This is a genomic window from Cobetia sp. 3AK, assembly GCF_029846335.1.
In the GTDB taxonomy this organism is placed as follows: Bacteria; Pseudomonadota; Gammaproteobacteria; order Pseudomonadales; family Halomonadaceae; genus Cobetia; species Cobetia marina.
In genome coordinates this window covers 72,671-90,363 of record NZ_JARWKR010000010.1, presented here as the reverse complement: position 1 = coordinate 90,363, position 17,693 = coordinate 72,671, and the positions used below count along the sequence as shown (strand labels likewise).

The 17,693-nt window shown below is 63.9% G+C and carries 15 protein-coding genes; 5 read left to right on the top strand and 10 right to left on the bottom strand.

Features of this window, described 5'->3' with window-relative positions; all coding sequences use genetic code 11:
• Positions 1 to 56: 56 nt before the first annotated feature.
• Entirely contained in the window at positions 57 to 1,760 is a 1,704-nt protein-coding gene (gene pgi / locus QD228_RS14125; RefSeq protein WP_084208205.1) for a glucose-6-phosphate isomerase, read from the bottom strand.
• Positions 1,761 to 1,964: 204 nt separating this feature from the next.
• Between pgi and cmoA the strand changes: the two genes are divergently transcribed.
• Both cmoA and cmoB read left to right on the top strand, forming a co-directional pair.
• Positions 1,965 to 2,711: a carboxy-S-adenosyl-L-methionine synthase CmoA gene (gene cmoA / locus QD228_RS14120; protein ID WP_176503991.1), complete on the top strand. Its 747-nt coding sequence runs from the start codon at positions 1,965 to 1,967 to the stop codon at positions 2,709 to 2,711.
• Between the two features lie 31 nt (positions 2,712 to 2,742).
• Entirely contained in the window at positions 2,743 to 3,771 is a 1,029-nt protein-coding gene (gene cmoB, locus QD228_RS14115) for a tRNA 5-methoxyuridine(34)/uridine 5-oxyacetic acid(34) synthase CmoB (protein ID WP_279875921.1), read from the top strand.
• Between the two features lie 95 nt (positions 3,772 to 3,866).
• Here the strand turns inward: cmoB and norR are convergent, their stop codons facing one another.
• Entirely contained in the window at positions 3,867 to 5,612 is a 1,746-nt protein-coding gene (gene norR, locus QD228_RS14110; RefSeq protein ID WP_279875920.1) for a nitric oxide reductase transcriptional regulator NorR, read from the bottom strand.
• 257 nt (positions 5,613 to 5,869) lie between these two features.
• Here norR and QD228_RS14105 point away from each other — a divergent pair, with 257 nt between their 5' ends.
• The gene (locus QD228_RS14105) at positions 5,870 to 7,087 is read left to right on the top strand and encodes a globin domain-containing protein (protein WP_279875919.1); all 1,218 of its coding nucleotides are present in this window, start codon (positions 5,870 to 5,872) and stop codon (positions 7,085 to 7,087) included.
• A 231-nt stretch (positions 7,088 to 7,318) separates the two neighbouring features.
• Here the strand turns inward: QD228_RS14105 and cysN are convergent, their stop codons facing one another.
• The 6 genes from cysN to QD228_RS14075 all read right to left on the bottom strand — a co-directional run bounded on the left by cysN (position 7,319) and on the right by QD228_RS14075 (position 13,275).
• Complete coding sequence (gene cysN, locus QD228_RS14100) at positions 7,319 to 8,770, bottom strand: sulfate adenylyltransferase subunit CysN (RefSeq protein WP_084208200.1); 1,452 nt, start codon at positions 8,768 to 8,770, stop codon at positions 7,319 to 7,321.
• A gap of 178 nt (positions 8,771 to 8,948) precedes the next feature.
• Complete coding sequence (cysD, locus tag QD228_RS14095) at positions 8,949 to 9,860, bottom strand: sulfate adenylyltransferase subunit CysD (protein WP_279875918.1); 912 nt, start codon at positions 9,858 to 9,860, stop codon at positions 8,949 to 8,951.
• Positions 9,861 to 10,138: 278 nt separating this feature from the next.
• Positions 10,139 to 10,873 (bottom strand): metallophosphoesterase, encoded by a 735-nt coding sequence (locus QD228_RS14090; RefSeq protein ID WP_279875917.1) that lies wholly within the window; start codon positions 10,871 to 10,873, stop codon positions 10,139 to 10,141.
• Between the two features lie 206 nt (positions 10,874 to 11,079).
• Positions 11,080 to 11,526 carry a DUF1249 domain-containing protein gene (locus tag QD228_RS14085; RefSeq protein WP_077374279.1) on the bottom strand — a complete coding sequence of 149 codons (447 nt, stop codon included), beginning with the start codon at positions 11,524 to 11,526 and terminating at the stop codon, positions 11,080 to 11,082.
• A gap of 268 nt (positions 11,527 to 11,794) precedes the next feature.
• Positions 11,795 to 12,433: an NUDIX domain-containing protein gene (locus tag QD228_RS14080; RefSeq protein ID WP_176504087.1), complete on the bottom strand. Its 639-nt coding sequence runs from the start codon at positions 12,431 to 12,433 to the stop codon at positions 11,795 to 11,797.
• A gap of 152 nt (positions 12,434 to 12,585) precedes the next feature.
• Positions 12,586 to 13,275, bottom strand: coding sequence for a hypothetical protein (locus QD228_RS14075; RefSeq protein ID WP_077374285.1), 690 nt, complete (start codon positions 13,273 to 13,275; stop codon positions 12,586 to 12,588).
• 243 nt (positions 13,276 to 13,518) lie between these two features.
• On the opposite strand from QD228_RS14075, the gene QD228_RS14070 reads away from it, so the two are divergent.
• On the top strand, positions 13,519 to 14,058 hold the full coding sequence (locus QD228_RS14070; RefSeq protein WP_279875916.1) for a GreA/GreB family elongation factor: 540 nt from the start codon (positions 13,519 to 13,521) through the stop codon (positions 14,056 to 14,058).
• Between the two features lie 45 nt (positions 14,059 to 14,103).
• On the opposite strand, the gene QD228_RS14065 is transcribed toward QD228_RS14070, so the two are convergent.
• Positions 14,104 to 15,159 carry a methyltransferase gene (locus QD228_RS14065; protein ID WP_191237424.1) on the bottom strand — a complete coding sequence of 352 codons (1,056 nt, stop codon included), beginning with the start codon at positions 15,157 to 15,159 and terminating at the stop codon, positions 14,104 to 14,106.
• Positions 15,160 to 15,231: 72 nt separating this feature from the next.
• Complete coding sequence (locus tag QD228_RS14060; protein WP_279875915.1) at positions 15,232 to 16,089, bottom strand: methyltransferase domain-containing protein; 858 nt, start codon at positions 16,087 to 16,089, stop codon at positions 15,232 to 15,234.
• A gap of 327 nt (positions 16,090 to 16,416) precedes the next feature.
• On the opposite strand from QD228_RS14060, the gene QD228_RS14055 reads away from it, so the two are divergent.
• The gene (locus QD228_RS14055) at positions 16,417 to 17,586 is read left to right on the top strand and encodes a glycosyltransferase (protein ID WP_164850279.1); all 1,170 of its coding nucleotides are present in this window, start codon (positions 16,417 to 16,419) and stop codon (positions 17,584 to 17,586) included.
• Positions 17,587 to 17,693: the final 107 nt, after the last annotated feature.

Below are 17,693 nucleotides of genomic sequence, written 5' to 3'. Positions count from 1 at the left end.
GGATAGCGAGAATACTGTATAAATCAACAGAGGATGATCTCCTGCGTGATCCCCCGTCAGCGCGGGTCCTGCCCCTGGGCGGCCCACACGGACTCGATCAAGGCACGACTGGAAGCGTCCAGCTGCTCGAAGCCTTCTCCCGTGGTCATGGTCGCTTCCGTGGCGGTGGCGATCTGCTTGCCCAGCTCCACGCCCCACTGATCGAACGGATTGATGTCCCAGATGGTGGCCTGGACGAAGACCTTCTGCTCGTAGAGCGCGATCAGGGCCCCCAGGGTTTCCGGCGTCAGCGCTTCCAGCAGCAAGGTGGTCGAGGGCTGATTGCCACGATAACGCTTGTGATTCGGCTGGGCCTCGTCACCCGGTATCGCGTCATCGCCCAGCATCAGCACGCGCGACTGGGCAAAGCAGTTGGCCAGTGTCAGACGGTGCTGCGCCTTGAGGTGGGCACGGGTCTCGGCGTCCTCGACATGGTCATAGCGACGCATCGGCGCGATGAAGTCACATTCCACTGCCTGGGTACCCTGATGCAGCAGCTGATAGAAGGCATGCTGGGCGTTCGGGCCCAGCTGGCCCCACAGCACCGGGCAGGTGGAGTAATCGACCATCTCGCCATCGTTGGTGACCGACTTGCCGTTGGATTCCATTTCCAGCTGCTCGAGGTAGCTGGCGAAGTATTCCAGGCGGCCGTCGTAGGGCAGGATGGAGTGGGCGCGAATATCGAGGAAGTTGTTGTTCCAGATACCCGCCAGCGCCAGCAATACCGGCAGATTGTCTTCCAGCGGTGCGGTGCGGAAATGTTCATCCAGCTCATGCGCCCCCGCCAGCAGGCGACGGAAGTTGTCCATGCCGACATTGAGCGCGATGGGCAGTCCGATGGTGCCCCACAGCGAGTAGCGCCCGCCGACCCAGTCCCAGAACAGCAGCTGATGTTCCGGCGCGATGCCCCACTCGCTCATCTTCTCCGGCTTGGCGGATGCACCGATGAAGTGCTGGCGATTGATCAGTCCTTCCAGACGGCCTTGCGGGTCAAGGCGCGACTTCAGCCAGTCACGCGCGGTGCGCGCATTGGAGAGCGTGTCGATGGTGGAGAACGACTTGGACGACAGGATGAACAAGGTGGTTTCCGGACTGAAGGACTGCAGGTAGTCCGCCAGCTGTGAGCCATCCATGGTCGAGGCGAAGTGCACGCCGACCTCATGGACGCCCTTGGGACGGCAATCGCTCAGCGCGCTCGAGACCATCAGCGGCCCCAGGTCCGAGCCACCGACCCCCAGATTGACCACATCGGTGATCGGCTTGCCGGTGGCGCCACGCCACTGCCCGCTATGGAAGGTCTCGACCATCTCGGCGAGCCGCTCGAGGCTCTCGTGGATGGCAGGTACCACATCCTCGCCATCCACCTCGAGACTTGCTGAGCGTGGCAGACGCAGGGCCGCGTGCAGGGCCGGGCGATCTTCCGAGCGATTGACGTGCTCACCGGCCAGCAGACGCTTGATGCCCTGCTCGACACCGGTTTCCCGCGCCAGCTCCAGCAGCAGCTCCAGGGTCTCCTGCTTGAGACGCTGCTTGGAGAGATCCAGGCGCAGGCCCGCGGCAGAACGGGTGAAGGTCGTCACTCGATCGCGCCCTTGCGCCGCATCCTCGGCGAACAGGTCCTTCAGGTGCACATCGGCCATCTGCTCCTGATGATGACGCGCGAGGGCCTGCCAGGCCTGACTGTTACGGCGGGCAGAACGTGCAGACGATGGAGTGGACATGGCCACCTCTCTCCTTGAAGTGTCGCGACCGGCCCTGCGTGGCCCGGTCAGAAATCGGTTGATGGAGGCATCATCGGCAAGCCGCGGCGGGTGCGTCAGGCACCTCGAATGCGTAGAATGGCGGGCCCAGCAGGGCACTCAGCCCAGCCGCTCCCCGGCCAATGGCATGTCGCCCAGGCCCTCTGCCCGATGAAGCCTTGATCCATGAGTGATGCATCTTACCGTGACGCGATATTTACGACACCCCTTGACCGTGTTGCCAGCTTCTCCTTCGACGAACAGGTCGTCAGCTGCTTCCCGGACATGCTGCGCCGTTCGGTGCCGGGGTACGGTCAGATCATCGCCATGCTGGGGCTGATGGCCCGCGCTCACCTGCGCCCTGGCGCACGCGTCTATGATCTGGGCTGCTCGCTGGGGGCTGCCAGCATGGCACTGGCACGTGAGATGGCGGCCCAGGACATCGAGATCGAAGCCGTCGATCTGTCCCGGCCGATGGTCGAGCGCGCCAGCCGCGAGCTCGCCGACGCCTTCCCGGACCATCGCATCAACGTCAGTGAAGCCGATATCCGCACCCTGGAGTACCAGCCTGCCGGGATGATCGTGGTCAACTTCACCCTGCAGTTTCTGCCGCCGCAGGACCGCGACGCCGTGATCGACAAGCTGTTTGCGGCGCTGGAGCCCGGCGGCGTGTTGATCCTGTCCGAGAAGATCATCAGCGACGACCCGGTCGAGAACGCCTGGTTGATCGAGCGCTATCACGACTTCAAGCGCGCCAACGGCTACTCCGACCTCGAGATCTCGCAGAAACGCGAAGCGCTGGAGGACGTGATGAAGCCCGACAGTCTCGCCACTCACCATGCGCGCCTGGCACGCGCCGGCTTCGCGCGCAGCCACACCTGGCTGCAATACCTGAACTTTGCCTCGATGGTCGCTTTCAAAGCCGCCGAATGACCGCTACGCCTGCACGGACCCGACCCAGCGCATGAGCATTTCCCCCTACGATCGTGATCTTTACCGCGCCTTCACCGAGCTTGCCTGTGAGCCAGGCGCCGTCGGTGACGGCTTCGCCCGCTGGCTGGGCGCCCTGCCCGAGCAACTGGCCAAGGGTCTGGACCGCAAGCGCCATGCTGACCTCAAGGCCTGGCATGGGGCACTGGAGAAGCTGCCGACGCTACCTGACGAGCGCGAGGTGCAGCTGGATGCCGACCGTGTCGGTGCATGCTTTCCGACAGGCCTGAGCACGGGGCAGCAACGCCAGAGCGAGAATCTGCTGCGCGCCATGATGCCGTGGCGCAAGGGCCCCTATCAGCTCGACGAGATCCATATCGATACCGAATGGCGCTCCGACTGGAAGTGGCAGCGCCTCGCGCCGCATCTGTCGGATCTCACTCACCGTCGCGTGCTGGATGTCGGGGGCGGCAATGGTTACCACGGCTGGCGCATGGTCGGCGCTGGTGCCGCCTTCACGCTGGTGATCGACCCTTCCCCGCGCTTCTACTGCCAGTTCCATGCCGTGCGTCACTTCATCGGCGCGGATCACCCCCAGGGGCGCAACCTGCACTTCCTGCCGGTGGGCATCGAGGACGTCCCCGCGAAGATGGCCGCCTTCGACACCGTGTTCTCGATGGGGGTGCTCTATCATCGCCCCTCGCCGATGGATCACCTCTTCCAGCTGCGCGATGCCCTGCGCCCCGGCGGCGAACTGGTGCTGGAGACCTTGGTGGTGGAAGGTGACGTGACGACGGTACTGATGCCCGGCGAGCGCTACGCCGCCATGCCCAATGTCTACTTCCTGCCGTCCTCCCGGGCGCTGGCCCACTGGTGTGAGCGCGCCGGTTTCAAGGACGTGCGCATCGTCGATGAAGCGGTGACCACGCTGGATGAGCAACGCTCGACCGAGTGGATGACCTATCACTCGCTGAGCGACTTCCTCGACCCTGACGACCCACGCCTGACCCGTGAAGGCCATCCGGCACCACGGCGTGCGGTGCTGATCGCCACGCGCGCCTGATCTGCGCAGCACCTTCTCTCCCAGCGATGTCTGCGCCAGGGCAGACGACACCCGGCGGCGGCGCTCATCGAGCACCGCCGTTTTCGTCTCTCGCCTCACACGATGCCCAACCGCCGGGCCTGTCGATACAGATTGCCGCGATCGACCTTGAGCCTGCGCGCGGCCTCTGCCCAGTTGCGATCACTCGCCAGCCAGACCCGCGAGATGTGCTCGCGCTGAAACGCCTCGGTGGCGTCACGCAACCCCAGCGCTTCATCGATGTCCTGCAGGACATGACGCAGCGCCGGGTTCGCTCTCCCCGCCTGAATCGTGCCATGCCCCTCCTGTGCGGCGTGGAGGGCAATGCCACCGGCCTGCTCGTGCGCCACCTCGGCACTCGCCTCCAGCCCCAGCAACTCCGGCGTGATCACCACCAGCTGACGCCCATCGGCGCGCAGGCGCGTCGGATGAGCCCCCTGCGCCAGCCGCGCATGCAGGGCGGCACGACTCAGGCAGTGCTCCAGCTCACGCACGTTGCCGGGCCACGGGTAGTCACACAGCAGACGCTCCGCCGCCGGCGTCAGGCGCAGATTGCCAAGCCCGAGGCGCGTGCGGTTGTGCTCGAGAAAGGTTCCCGCCAGCGCCAGCAGATCCGCTCGTCCGCGCTCACGCAGCGGCGGTACCCTGAGCGGATAGACGCTCAGGCGGTGGTAGAGATCTTCGCGGAAATGCCCGGCGGCGACTTCGGCCTCGAGATCACGATTGGTCGCCGCGATGACGCGCACGTCCACCCTGACCACGCGATCGCTGCCCAGCGGCTGCAATTCACCTTCCTGCAGCACCCGCAGCAGCTTGGGCTGCAGCGCCAGTGGCAGCTCACCGATCTCGTCCAGCAGCAGGGTGCCGCCATCGGCCATCACGAAATGGCCACGGTGATCATGGGACGCGCCGGAGAAGGCCCCTCGCCGATGCCCGAACAGCGCACTCTCGACCAGTTCCGGTGCCAGCGCGGCACAGTTGATGCGCACCAGAGGCCGACTGGCGCGACGCGACGCATCGTGCAACCGCTGGACCACGCCCTCCTTGCCCACCCCGGTCTCGCCCGTCACCAGCACCGTCATGTCGGTATCGGCTACCGCTTCCAGCTGTGCCTCCAGTCTCGCCATCGCTGGCCCGCGCTGCGGACAGGTCCTCTGGGCCTGCGGTGTCATGCCCGGCGCAAGCGCTGCCATGCCGGTCAGCGGAGCGGCCCCACGCTCAAGCCGTGATGCCAGCGCCAGACAGCAGGTGGGCAGCGTCAGCAGGTCATGAAGCTCCTGATGCTCCTGATGCTCCTGCGCCAGGACGTCTGCCAGCTCGGCATCGCCGACCTGCCGTACCTCCAGCGCTTCCAGCGGGGCCAACACGCCGGGTGTCAGCGCATCGAAGGTCATCACGCCCAGCAACCTGTCCCCTTCGCGCAGCGCGATACCCGCACAGTCGTGCACCAGCAGATCCGGCCCATGCACTTCCCCCAGCAGGCCATCGAAGGGGTCCGGCAGGTCACTGTCCACCGCGAAGCGATAGACACCGGTGTGCTCGGCAATCGCCTTGAGCCGCGGATGCTCTGACAACGCAAAGCGCCGGCCGCGCACCTCGGCAGGTAGCCCATGCGTGGCCAGCGGCAGCAACTCGTCACGCTCCGGCAGATAGCGCATCAGCGTCGCGGCCTCTCCGGGCAGACGCTGCATGATCGCGGCCAGCAGACGGGTCCATGGCAAGGCACGCCGCTTGCCGCCCTCCTCTTCCGTCAACCAGGCAGCAAGCCAGGCGTTCAGGGCGGCAAGGGGCGTATCATTGCGTGGCAAGGGAGTCTCGGGCATGCGGGATTCCTGACGTCAGTCAACCGGAAATGGCGGGCGAGGTACTGGATGATGAGCACGCGGCTCACGCGACGGCGTGTCGCAAGACATCGTCATGGCGACAGATGATGTCATCCTGACACGCAAGATGTCATCTTGACACCTTCACGCGTCGTGTGTTTTTCACATCACCGCTCTCGGGGACGCATGGATACTGGCCTGACGAGTTGGCATGGCCCTTGCTCTCTTCATGGCGACATTCATCACGAGGTATCGCCATGCTGACCAACGCCCAGGAAGACCTGATCGCCGCCACCGCTCCCGTCGTCGCCGAGCACCTCAACGCCATTACCGCGCGCTTCTATCCGCTGATGTTCGAGCGCTATCCCGAAGTGAAGCCGCTGTTCAATCAGACGCACCAGGCCAGTGGTGGTCAAGCCCGTGCACTGGCCGGCGCCGTGCTCGCCTATGTCGGCGCACGCCACTCGCGTGAGGCGGTGGACCGCCTGCTCGCGCCCGTGGTCAGCAAGCACGTCTCGCTCAATATCCTGCCCGAGCACTACCCCATCGTCGGCGAGTGCCTGATGGCCGCCATCGGTGAGGTGCTGGGAGACGCCGTCACGCCGGAGATCGCCGACGCCTGGGGCGCCCTCTACGGAGAGCTGGCCGCCGTGCTGATCGCCGCCGAGCAGGGCCGCTATGACAGCTTCGCTGCCACCCGCGGCGGCTGGCAGGGGCTGCGCCGCTTTCGCATCGTGCGCACGGAGGACGAGAGCCGCGAGATTCGCTCGCTGTACCTGGCGCCAGTGGAAGGTCCGATGTTCTCCTTCCTGCCGGGCCAGTACATCGGCATGCGCCTGACGACGCCGCAGGGCGTGATCCACCGTCATTACAGCCTGTCACACGCGCCGGACGAGCACTTCTGCCGTATCTCGATCAAGCGTGAAGACCACGGCCAGTCCAGCCAGTATCTGCATGCGCTGAATGTGGGTGACGAGATCGATCTGCTGCCGCCGGCCGGCGAGCTGACCTTCGAGCATGCCGCGCCCCAGAGCCCCGAGGCCCCGGTACTGCTGCTGTCTGCCGGCGTCGGCCAGACACCGATGCTCTCGCTGCTGGAGGCAGCGCTCGCGGCGGGCCGTCAGGTGATCTATCTGCATGCGGCCCGCAATCCCGAGGTACATGCCTTCGATACCACGCTGCAATCACTGGTCGCGCAGTATCCCGAGCAGCTGCATTATCAGGTCTGCTACGAGAAGGCTGACACTCTGCCGACGCATGCGCACCTGGGCATCATCGAGCGCGACTGGCTGGCACGTCAGATTGCCGCAACAGGTGCCAGTGCCGAGTCCCTGCAGGCCTTCGTGATCGGTCCGCATGGCTTCATGCAGAGCATGATCCAGCATCTCAATCGCATCGGCGTACCGCTCACCCAGTGCCATCACGAGCACTTCGGCCCCTCCGCACCGCTCGCCATCGACGCCGCTGCCGCCTGATGCGCTGACGTGACCCGCGCCATGCAAAAAGCCCCCATCGCCTTGCGGCCATGGGGGCTTCTGCGTTCTCCGGCTTCATATCCAGCAGGCCGTGTTGTTATCGCGTGTCCAGCGTTGTTGTTATCGGGTCATGCGACGGAGTCGACCGTGCCGGCCCGACTCCGTTACCGCGACTCATATTGCCAAGGCTCAGTTGCCACGGCTCAGTTGCCAAGACTCTGTTGCAAAGACTCAGTTGCCACGGCCCAGCAGCTCGCGCACGTCGCGGGCTTCCCAGTGCGGGAAGTGCTTGCGTACCAGCGCGTTGAGATCGGCTTCAAACGCGGCCCAATCGGTCTGCTGCGTGGTTGCCTGCGTGCCGGAGCGGCCCACGCCACGAATCATGCCCGCGCCGACGGTCACGTTGCTCAGACGATCGATGACGATGAAGCTGCCGGTGCCCGGGCTTGAACGGTAGTCGTCCACCGGCACCGACTGGGTCAGCTCGAGCTGGACGCGGCCGATGGCGTTCAGTGCCAGGCTGTCGCCCTCGTGATGTTCCAGCGTGTTGACGTCGTAGAGGTAATCGATGGCACTGACCTGCCCGGTCAGATCACGGGTCGCCAGCTTGATATCGTACTGACGGCCCGGTTGCAGCGGCTTCTCGTGCATCCAGACGACATCCGCTTCCAGCGCATTGGAGAGCGGCAGTTCGGCGTCTGCCGCCACCAGCCAGTCACCGCGCGAGATGTCGATCTCGTCGTCAAGCGTCAGCGTGATGGCCTGGCCCGGATAGGCGATCTCGAGGTCGCCATCGAAGGTGACGATGCGCTCGATGGTCGAGATCTTGCCGGACGGCAGCACCTTGACGCTGTCACCCGGACGCACGACACCGGCCGCCAGCGTGCCGCAATAGCCACGGAAATCGAGGTTGGGACGATTGACGTACTGCACCGGGAAGCGCAGATCGCTGAGGTTCTGATCGCGAGTCAGTTCGACGGTTTCCAGCACCTCCAGCAGCGACGGTCCGGCCTGACCATCGACGGTGTACCAGTCGAGTGACGGGCTGCGATTGACGACGTTGTCGCCCTTGAGCGCAGACATCGGCACGAAGCGGATATCCGGTGCATTCAACTTGTCGGCGAATTCCTGATACTCGGCGACGATCTCGTTGAAGCGCGCCTCGGAGTAGTCGACCAGATCCATCTTGTTGACCGCGATCACCAGGTGCTGGATACCCAGCAGGTCGGCGATGAAGCTGTGACGACGGGTCTGGGTCTGCACGCCGTAGCGCGCATCGATCAGGATGATCGCCAGGCTCGCGGACGAGGCACCGGTGGCCATGTTGCGGGTGTACTGCTCATGTCCCGGGGTGTCGGCGATGATGAACTTGCGCTTGTCGGTCGAGAAGAAGCGATAGGCGACATCGATGGTGATGCCCTGCTCGCGCTCGGACTGCAGGCCATCGACCAGCAGGGCCAGATCGACTTCATCACCGGTGGTGCCGCTGGTCTTGGAGGCCTGGGTGATGGAGGCCAGCTGATCTTCATAGATCAGCTTGGAGTCGAACAGCAGACGACCGATCAGGGTCGACTTGCCGTCATCGACGCTACCGCAGGTGATGAAGCGCAGCAGGTCCTTGCGCTCGTGTTCTTGCAGGTAGGCTTCGATATCCGCGGAAATCTTGTCTGACGCGTGGGACACACTCTTCTCCTTGCCGCTGTCATGGGCCTGATGAGCTGGCGAGCCAGTATCACGAGCCAGTGTCTCGTGAGGCTGCGAGCCGATTCATCAGGCGAATTGTTCGTTCAGATCATCAAGCACGAGGCGGAATCAGCAGGATGGGGCCTCGTGAGGCAATGGGCCTAGCGAGAATTGGCGACTAGAAATACCCTTCGCGCTTCTTCTTCTCCATGGAGCCTGCCTGATCGTGATCGATGGCACGACCGGAGCGCTCGCTGGTACGGGTCAGCAGCATTTCCTGGATGATTTCCGGCAGGGTCGCGGCGGTGGATTCCACGGCGCCGGTCAGCGGATAGCAGCCCAGGGTGCGGAAGCGCACGGACTTCATCTCCGGCACTTCGCCTTCCTTGAGCGGCAGACGGTCGTCATCGACCATGATGTCGAGGCCATCACGCTTCACTACCGGACGCACGGCGGAGTAGTAGAGCGGCACGATCTTGATGGACTCGAGGTAGATGTACTGCCAGATGTCCAGCTCGGTCCAGTTGGAGAGCGGGAAGACGCGGATGGACTCGCCCTTGTTGATCTTGGAGTTGTAGATGTTCCACAGCTCCGGACGCTGATTCTTGGGGTCCCAGCGGTGGTACTGGTCACGGAAGGAGTAGACGCGTTCCTTGGCGCGTGAGGCTTCCTCGTCACGACGCGCACCGCCGAAGGCCGCATCGAAACCATGCTTGTCCAGCGCCTGCTTCAGCGACTGGGTCTTCATGATGTCGGTGTACTTGGCGCTGCCGTGCTCGAACGGGTTGATGTTCGCCTCGACGCCTTCCTGATTGATGTGCTCGATCAGTTCCATGCCGACTTCCGCGGCCATCTCATCGCGGAACTTGATCATCTCCTGGAATTTCCAGGTGGTGTTGACGTGCATCAGGGGGAACGGCGGCACGCCCGGCGCGAAGGCCTTGCGCGCCAGATGCAGCATCACGGCGGAGTCCTTGCCGATGGAGTAGAGCATGACAGGATTGGAGAACTCGGCCGCCACTTCACGAATGATGTGGATGGACTCGGCCTCGAGCTGGTTGAGGTGGGTCTGACGTTCGGGGGTAAGCATCGCGTGCGGCAACCTCGTGAGCGCTGGGAGTCGCCCTGGAAGGCGGCCCGTGACAATCAGTGGGCGTGCCCGCGGGTCGTGTCGATCGAGATGACTCTCACTCTCTCACCCCCCACGGAGCATGCTGGATACCGATACGGTACCCGCGCCGCCTTGATAACGTCAAAGAATCAGAAAATATCTTTTAAGATCAAAAATGAATACATGACCTCCGCTGCCCCGGGGCACGTCAGCCCCACGCCGATGGCGAAACGCCGCGAGCGGGAGCGCGAAGGCGCTCACAGGCTGACACGCTCCACCCAGGTCTCGAGGCGCTCTCCGTCGAGATCCACGACCCTGAAGCCTGGCCGTGCCGCTTCATCGACGGCGAAATCATGGCTGAGCGGCGCGAACTGGTCTGACGTGGAGGGCACGCCATAGACGGCGACACTGCCCTGCCCGCTCGGGCGCCGGGTGGCGAAAGCCTGATGGATATGGCCGCACAGGATGGCCCGCACCTGCGAGTGATGTCTCAGGGTGTCCCACAGGGCATCACGGTCGGCCAGGCCCAGCTGATCCATCCAGTCCGAGTCGATCGGCACTGGATGATGATGCATCGCCAGCAGCGTCGGCCTCGTATCCTCCTCGAGCGACAGCGACAGCGCCGCCAGCTGCTCGCGGCCAAGCTCGCCCCCTGCCTGTCCAGAGATGCGCGAGTCCAGACACAGCAGACGCCAGTCACCAAGATCAAGCTCTTGATGGAAAGGACGCAGCTCCTGCATGAAATCCGGGTGGTCATGATTGCCGGCGAACCAGAACCACGGACACCCCAGGGCATCGAACAGCTCCCCCGCCAGGCGGTAGGAGGCAGGGCTCTCATCCTGGCTGACATCCCCGGTCACCAGCAGGATATCAGGACGCAGGCTTGAGGCATGCGCCATCACGGCCTCCAGCTGACGCAAGGGGAAGCCCAGTCGTGAGCGCGCGTCAGGGTCGGCACGCAGATGACAGTCACTTATCTGGATCAGTCGCATGGGTCTCTCGAACAGCGGAAAAAAGAACAGAACCGCGATGGCCGGGCCATCGCGGTTCTTTCAGGCAGTCAAGCGGACAGCCGGTCAGGCATGGAATCCGCAACGCGAATTCTCTTTCTGGCCATGACGCTGGCGCTGCCCTCACTCCCCCATCCCGGCGGGCCTCACGACAGCCTCGTCACGAGAACCTCGTCATGGCAGCCTCGTCATGGCAACTCGGGCACATCGGCTTGCCCGAAAGCCTGAGCATGGCTCAACCACTCGCCGAGGAAACGATTGAGCTGAAGCTTTTCATCCGGCTGGTGCATGCGAGGGTTCGGATAGCGGTTGCGCCCCGAGAAATGCCGTTGACGTTGGAAGTCGGTGACTTCGGCCATGCGTACATCGTGATAGAGATGCACGCTCATCCGCGGGGAATCGATGATGTGATCCAGCACGCCAGTCTGGGCAACCGTGACCATGGTGGTATAGGGCGCGCACTCGACCACCTCGAGCAACAGAGTACCGAAGTGGCCCTGATTGCCCGCCAAGGGAAAGGCGAAGCTGTCACCTGCCTCGGCCTTGCCGAGGATGCGCGTGAGGCGCAGATAATTGGACCCGCACTCGGCATGGAGTGCTTTTAGGTCGGCCACATAGGCTTTCTTGACCTGCATGGGCAAACTCCTTGCGAATCTCAGAACATTGGCGTGCTGTCTAGCAGGGCACACCCTGTATCGTGCATGGCATGATGCGGGCAAAGCGCGACAGATCAAGCGCCGTGAGAGCGCCCGGCAGCGGGGTTTCGGCGCTCGGCACTGACGCAGGCATTGATCGACTGCCGGCCTGCCGGTGGCAGCAAGCCTCTAGAATAGCAGTTCTGGTGGGCAGGTTGAGGAACCCTGCGTGAGCCACGGGGGATTGCCAAGCAACGCCTTCGCTGTCTCAGGCGTGCATCACCCGCAGTGCAGCACGCTCCCGCAACAGCCACTGCATGGCCATGATCGCCATGGCATTGCCAAGCCTGCCCTGCTCCAGAAGCGACAGGGCCGCCTGGAAATCGAGCACATGCACGCGAATATCCTCGTTCTCTTCCGCCAGCCCATGCACCCCGCCCAGTCCGCTGCTGTCGCATAGCCCGATGAACAGGGTGACCTCTTCGGTGCAGGCGCCGGGGCTGGGGTAATAGCGGTAGAGCTCGATCAGCTCCTTCAACTCGCAACCGGCCTCCTCGACCGCCTCACGCCGCGCGACCTCCGCCGCACTTTCCTGCTTGTCCACCAGGCCGGCGATGGGCTCCAGACTCCAGGGGGTGCGCTCGTCCTCGAGCATGCCGGCCCGGATCTGCTCGACGAAGACCACACGATCCGTCACCGGGTCATAGGGCAGCACACCGACGGCATCATGGCGAACATGCACCTCGCGCTGGATCACATCACTCCAGCCACCGTTGAAACGCCGATGGCGAAGCTCGCGCTGCTCCAGGCGAAAGAAACCGTCCTGCAGCACCCTGGTCTCGACCCGTTCGACATCGCCATGCGCAAAGACCTGCTGCCCTGCCACGTGCTCTGGTGTATCGCTCATGCATCCTCCTTGGCTGAAGTCGCATTATCCCGACCTCGCCCTGCGCTGGCCAGCCCGCCCACTGGACGTGAAAGCGGCACTGTCCGAAGGAAGTGCCCCTCGTCCAGTGCCGCCGAACGGTCACCGTTGTCCTGAAGCCGCGTGCGCGACACTCACTCCAGTCGTGTGATCAGTGCCTTGATCTCGCGCTTCAGCTCCTGATCGGCCAGCTCACGATTGGGCCGAGCCGGGCCCTTGAGCGCGAGCCGTGCATGCTTGAGTGCCTCGGCCTTCCTGCCCTCGGAGGCCAGATAGTCGGCATAGTAGAAATTGGTATCCATGCCCTGAGGATTGACGGCCAGCCCCTGACGCAGCACCTCCCCCGCCTTGTCATCATCGCCAAAGCCGACCGGCCACCCCGGCGCCTTGTCATACAGCGCCCCGAGCGTCACGTAGGCAGAGGCATTGTCGCCCCGGGGGTCGAGCTTGATGGCCTGCTCAAGGGTGGCCTTGGCTTCCTTGGCCAGATCCAGCGCCCCCAGTCCCCCTCGCGCCTTGGCCCACGACGCCAGGATGATACCCTCCCAGGTCAGCACATGGGCGTTGTCCGGGTATTGGTCCGCCAGCGCGCGCACTTCCTTACCCAAGGCCTCCATGCCGGTTTCCTGAGCGTCCCCGGAGGATTGATAGTTGACCTGGGCCCAGCGTTTCATGAGTCCGAAGACGGCATCATCTCCTTCGGCGGCCTGGACGCCGGTCATGCCGGCCAGCGTGATGCCCAGCGCCATGCCTCCTGAGAGCATCAGCTGGTAGACGCGATGCGTGGCGCGACGAGTACGGCGTAGCGATGACGGGATTGGCATGGACAGCTCCCTGAAATTCATTATTGTTGGCGGGATGATACGGCAATGCCCCTTGAGACCTGCGCCCTGGCAGGCGTGCTGGCGAATTGCCGCAATGGCGATATCACGAGAACGTGAACGGCATGCCAAGACTGTAACGAACGTTTGAATCTGCCGCCAATCCCCCTTGGTCGCAGGCCTCAACGCAAGACAGCGCCCTTTGCGGGCGCTTGCCCTTCATTTTCGCAGGCTGTGGAGAAAGACATGCAAGGTCGTAACATGACGCGCTGGCGCGATCCCAAGACCGATCCGCGTCAGGAAAAGAAGAGCAACGTGATCACCCCGCAGGGCCACGCGAAGATGAAGGCGCTGGCCGACCACCTGAGGCGCGTCAGGCGACCGGAGCTGTCGCGCAAGACGGGCGAGGCCGCCGCCATGGGGGATCGCAGCGAGAATGCGGATTACACCTACAACAAGAAGGCACTGAATCAGACCATCGCCAAGATCGCCTATCTGGAAAAGCGTCTGGATGAACTGACCATCGTCGACCGCCTGCCCGCGGATCTGGAGCGCGTGTATTTCGCGGCCTTCGTGATGCTGGAGGATGAACAGGGAGAGGAGATGGAGATACGCATCGTCGGCCCTGATGAGACCGACAACGCTCGCCGCTGGATCAGCGTCGATGCCCCCCTCGCCCGGGCACTGCTGGGCAAGGGGCTGGATGATGACGTGAGCGTGGCAGCGCCGGGCGGCGAGACCACCTACATCATCACGGCCATCCGCTATCAGTCGCCGGAGGCGTAAGCGGCGGGCTCGGCATCAGGTCGCAGGGAATCAGTCCACAGAGGATCAGCGCGCCTTGCGTGCACGATAGACCTTGAACTGGCGCGTTTCAGCCAGCACCTCGAATTCGCCGAAGGCCGCCTGCAACAGATCCGGATAGGGCAGGAAGGCATTGGCCACCAGCGTCAGGGTACCGCCCGGCACCAGGTGATCCGGCGCCTGGCTGATCAGACGCGCCGCCGGTCCGTAATCGATATCGCGCTCATGATGGAACGGCGGATTGGCCACGATGGCCTCGAACCGCTCGCCCTCGAACGCCGCGAAGACATCGCTCAGGCGTACGTCCGCCTCAAGCCCGTTGAGCGCCAGACTGCGCCGGGTCGCCTCCACCGCGAAGGCACTGACATCGCCTGCCATCACGCGCGCACCGTGACGCGCCAGCCAGCAGCTGATGATGCCGTCACCCGCCCCGATATCCAGCGCCCGCTTGTAGCCACGGGTCGGCAGGTTCTCCAGCAGCAGCGCGGTACCCGGGTCCAGCTTGGCATTGCCGTAGAGGCCCGGATGGCTGGTCAGGCGCAGCTCCAGCGCCTCGAATTCGCCCCAGCCTTCTGTCCATTCTCCAGCCACTGCCAGTGGCGATTCACTGCTGGCGGCCTGTTCGGCCGTCAACTCACGCGTGGCGGATGACCACAGCTGGCAACGACGCGCGGTATCGTCCTTGCGGGCCGTCATTCCCAGTGCCTTGAGGATGCGCTCAGCGCGCTTGATACCACCGTTGACCTCGCCCACCACCTTGATCGGCGTACCTGCCGGCAATACATGGCACAGCGCCACCAGCCACCACTCGCCCAGCGCATGCGCCTTGGGCCAGAACAGCAAGGCACCCGCCGCCTCGCCAATCGTGGTATCCGCGCGGGCTTCGGCAAAGGCCACCGCATGACTGACCCGGTGCCCGGCCTCCCGCGCGGCATTCACGATGCCGGTGTCATGCCCCCAGACACGCCGCTGGCGGTCCGATGACAGCCACCAGTCATCACGCGGTGCAGCGACCCACAGCCAATCACGGAAATCACTGTCCTGGCGTTCAAGCAACTGGCAGGCGGGGGTTTGAGCAGACATGAAGACTCCGAAAAGATAGGAAACGGCAGATGATGAACAGCAAGACGGCGCAGAAGCCTGCGCCGTGACACCTCAGGCAGGGCGCACCAGCTCATAGTGCAGATAGCGTCCGAGATGGACGAAGGGGGGCGTGCGCCAGTGCTGGCACTCGAGGGCCAGCAGTTTCTGCATGTCCCCCTCACTCAGCGGGTCGCGCGAGCGCAGATAATCATGGAAGACTCGCAGCCCTGTCAGCTCGCGCACCTCAAGCCCGGCCTCCTCGGCCCACTGGCGAATCTCGACATCACGCAGCGGCGAGATGGGCGTCAGACGCTTGCCCGTCCCCCATCCGGCCAACCGCCCGTCCAGCACCTTGTCGAAGTTGCCCTTGGTGACGTTGGAGAATGCCAGCGCGTCGCGATTGAAGACGCTCAATGACATCACGCCACCCGGTGCCAGCAGCTGTGCCAGCAGCAGAAACCCTTCACGCGGAGAGACCAGCCACTCAAGAACGGCATGGCAGACCACCACCGGCCATTGTCGGTGGGTGGCGGCGGCGAACCCCTGAAGATCACGTCCATCCCAGGTCAGGCGCTCTGTCAGGGTGGCCTGCGTCAGCGGGGCCGCATCCTCCTCTGGAGAGGACAGTCGCTGCATGGCGCGCTCACGCATCTCACCGGAAGGCTCGACCAGCGTCAGCTGATGGCCACGCGACAACCACCAGTGCGCCATCTGACCAAGTCCGGCCCCGACCTCGAGCACCTGGGTGGCCGGCAGATGGGCGAAACGCTCCTCCATCAACTGGCGAGTCAGCGCCAGACGCACCCTGCCACGCTCGGTGGTATAGAAGCCGCGCTCGAACTTTTCCGCCAGCCCGTCGAAATGACGATCCGCCGTGGCACGACGGACACGGGACTCCCCTCGGACAGGCGGGTTGGAAGCATCAGACATGGCAGACAGGATCTCGAACGTGAAGGAATCGGAGGTCACGACTGGACGACAGTCGGCAGTGCAGACGCCGAAAAGGCGCCGCGCGGGACAAGGCGGCAGGTAGGCTACTCCATCAAAGCCAGAATGCAAGCAGACTGCGGCGCAGAGCCCTGACATCCGGCCGGGAAGGTGGCATTCCCCCGCTCATTGAATCCACGTAACATGGCACCCTCCGCTCATCCCGCTCCCCTTGCCTCAGACCGAGCGCCGGATCCCCGGCAGTCTTCCGTCACTGGCACCGCTGGGAGTTGATGGCTCATCCCACATCTTTACGGACAGATGGCCACCATGAAACAACGCGTCCTGCTTGTGGTACGCAAGCTCAACATCGGCGGGATCCAGCGAAACACCGTCAATCTGGCCAATGTCCTGTGCCGCGAAGGTCACGAGGTGCATGTGCTCGTGCTCAAGGGTGAACTCGAACTCATCCCGGACCCGGGCGTACATGTCCACCAGATCGACTTCGACAAGGCATTCCGCAAGACCGGCATTGGCCTGGTGTATGACCTCTTCACCCGCGCAGTGCTCAACCCTCTGATCAAGGGCTCTGGATTCGTCTGGCGCGGCTATTACGGTGGCGCCTACCTGCGGCGATTCATCCGTACCCTGGAAACACGCCATGGCCCCGTCGACCGGGTGATCATGCGCGGCCAGGGCGCCTTCGAGACGGTCTGGTCACTCAAGGACCCGCGCCTGTGGCAGGTCACCGTGTCCTGGCCCGGTGACATCCGCCAGGGCTGGCGTCAGAAATTCCTGCTCAAGCGCCTGTACGCCGACAAGCAGATCATCTGCAATACCGACAATGTCCGCGAGCAACTCGAGCGACTGCTCTCGCAACACGCTGTCACGCCTCGACGCCTCGCCACCATCGGCAACGTCTGCGATCTCGATGCCATCGCGCAGATGGCGGATGAGCCCGTGGAGCTGCCATCACGTCCCTATGTCGTGCAGGTATGTCGCCTGTCGGACGTGAAGCGTCAGGATGTCCTGATCAAGGCCTATCTCGCCGCCGATATCGAGGAAGACCTGGTCATCGTCGGCGATGGGCCCAAGCGCGAGAGTGTGGAGAACCTGATTCGCGAGCTCGGGGTGGGCGACCGGGTCCATCTCATCGGCAGCCGGGTCAATCCCTACCCGTGGATGAAGCATGCCCGTCTGTTCATTCTCAGCTCGCGCAGTGAAGCCTTCGGAATCGTGCTGGTGGAAAGCATGTGCTGCGGCACGCCATGCGTCGCGCCGGATGTCCCCGGTGGGGTCCGCAATGTGCTGATCCATGATCAGGCGCGGCTGATCTCCGAGAACAGCATTGAAGGCCTGGCAGCCAAGATCCGCGAAGGGCTCGAGAACCCGCCGTCACTCGCCGAGGATCCGGAGTTGATCGAACGTTTCCGCGACACCCGTATCATGCAGGAATTTCTGGCCCTGCCAACGGATGCCGAGGCAGCACATCGCGACTGAACACAACGCGATGGAATGACGAGATGCCCTGCCCCGCCCGGCACGACTGCCATTCTCCGGGCAACAGGTCAGGGCATCATAAATGACGTGCCATGCATGAGGCGCCG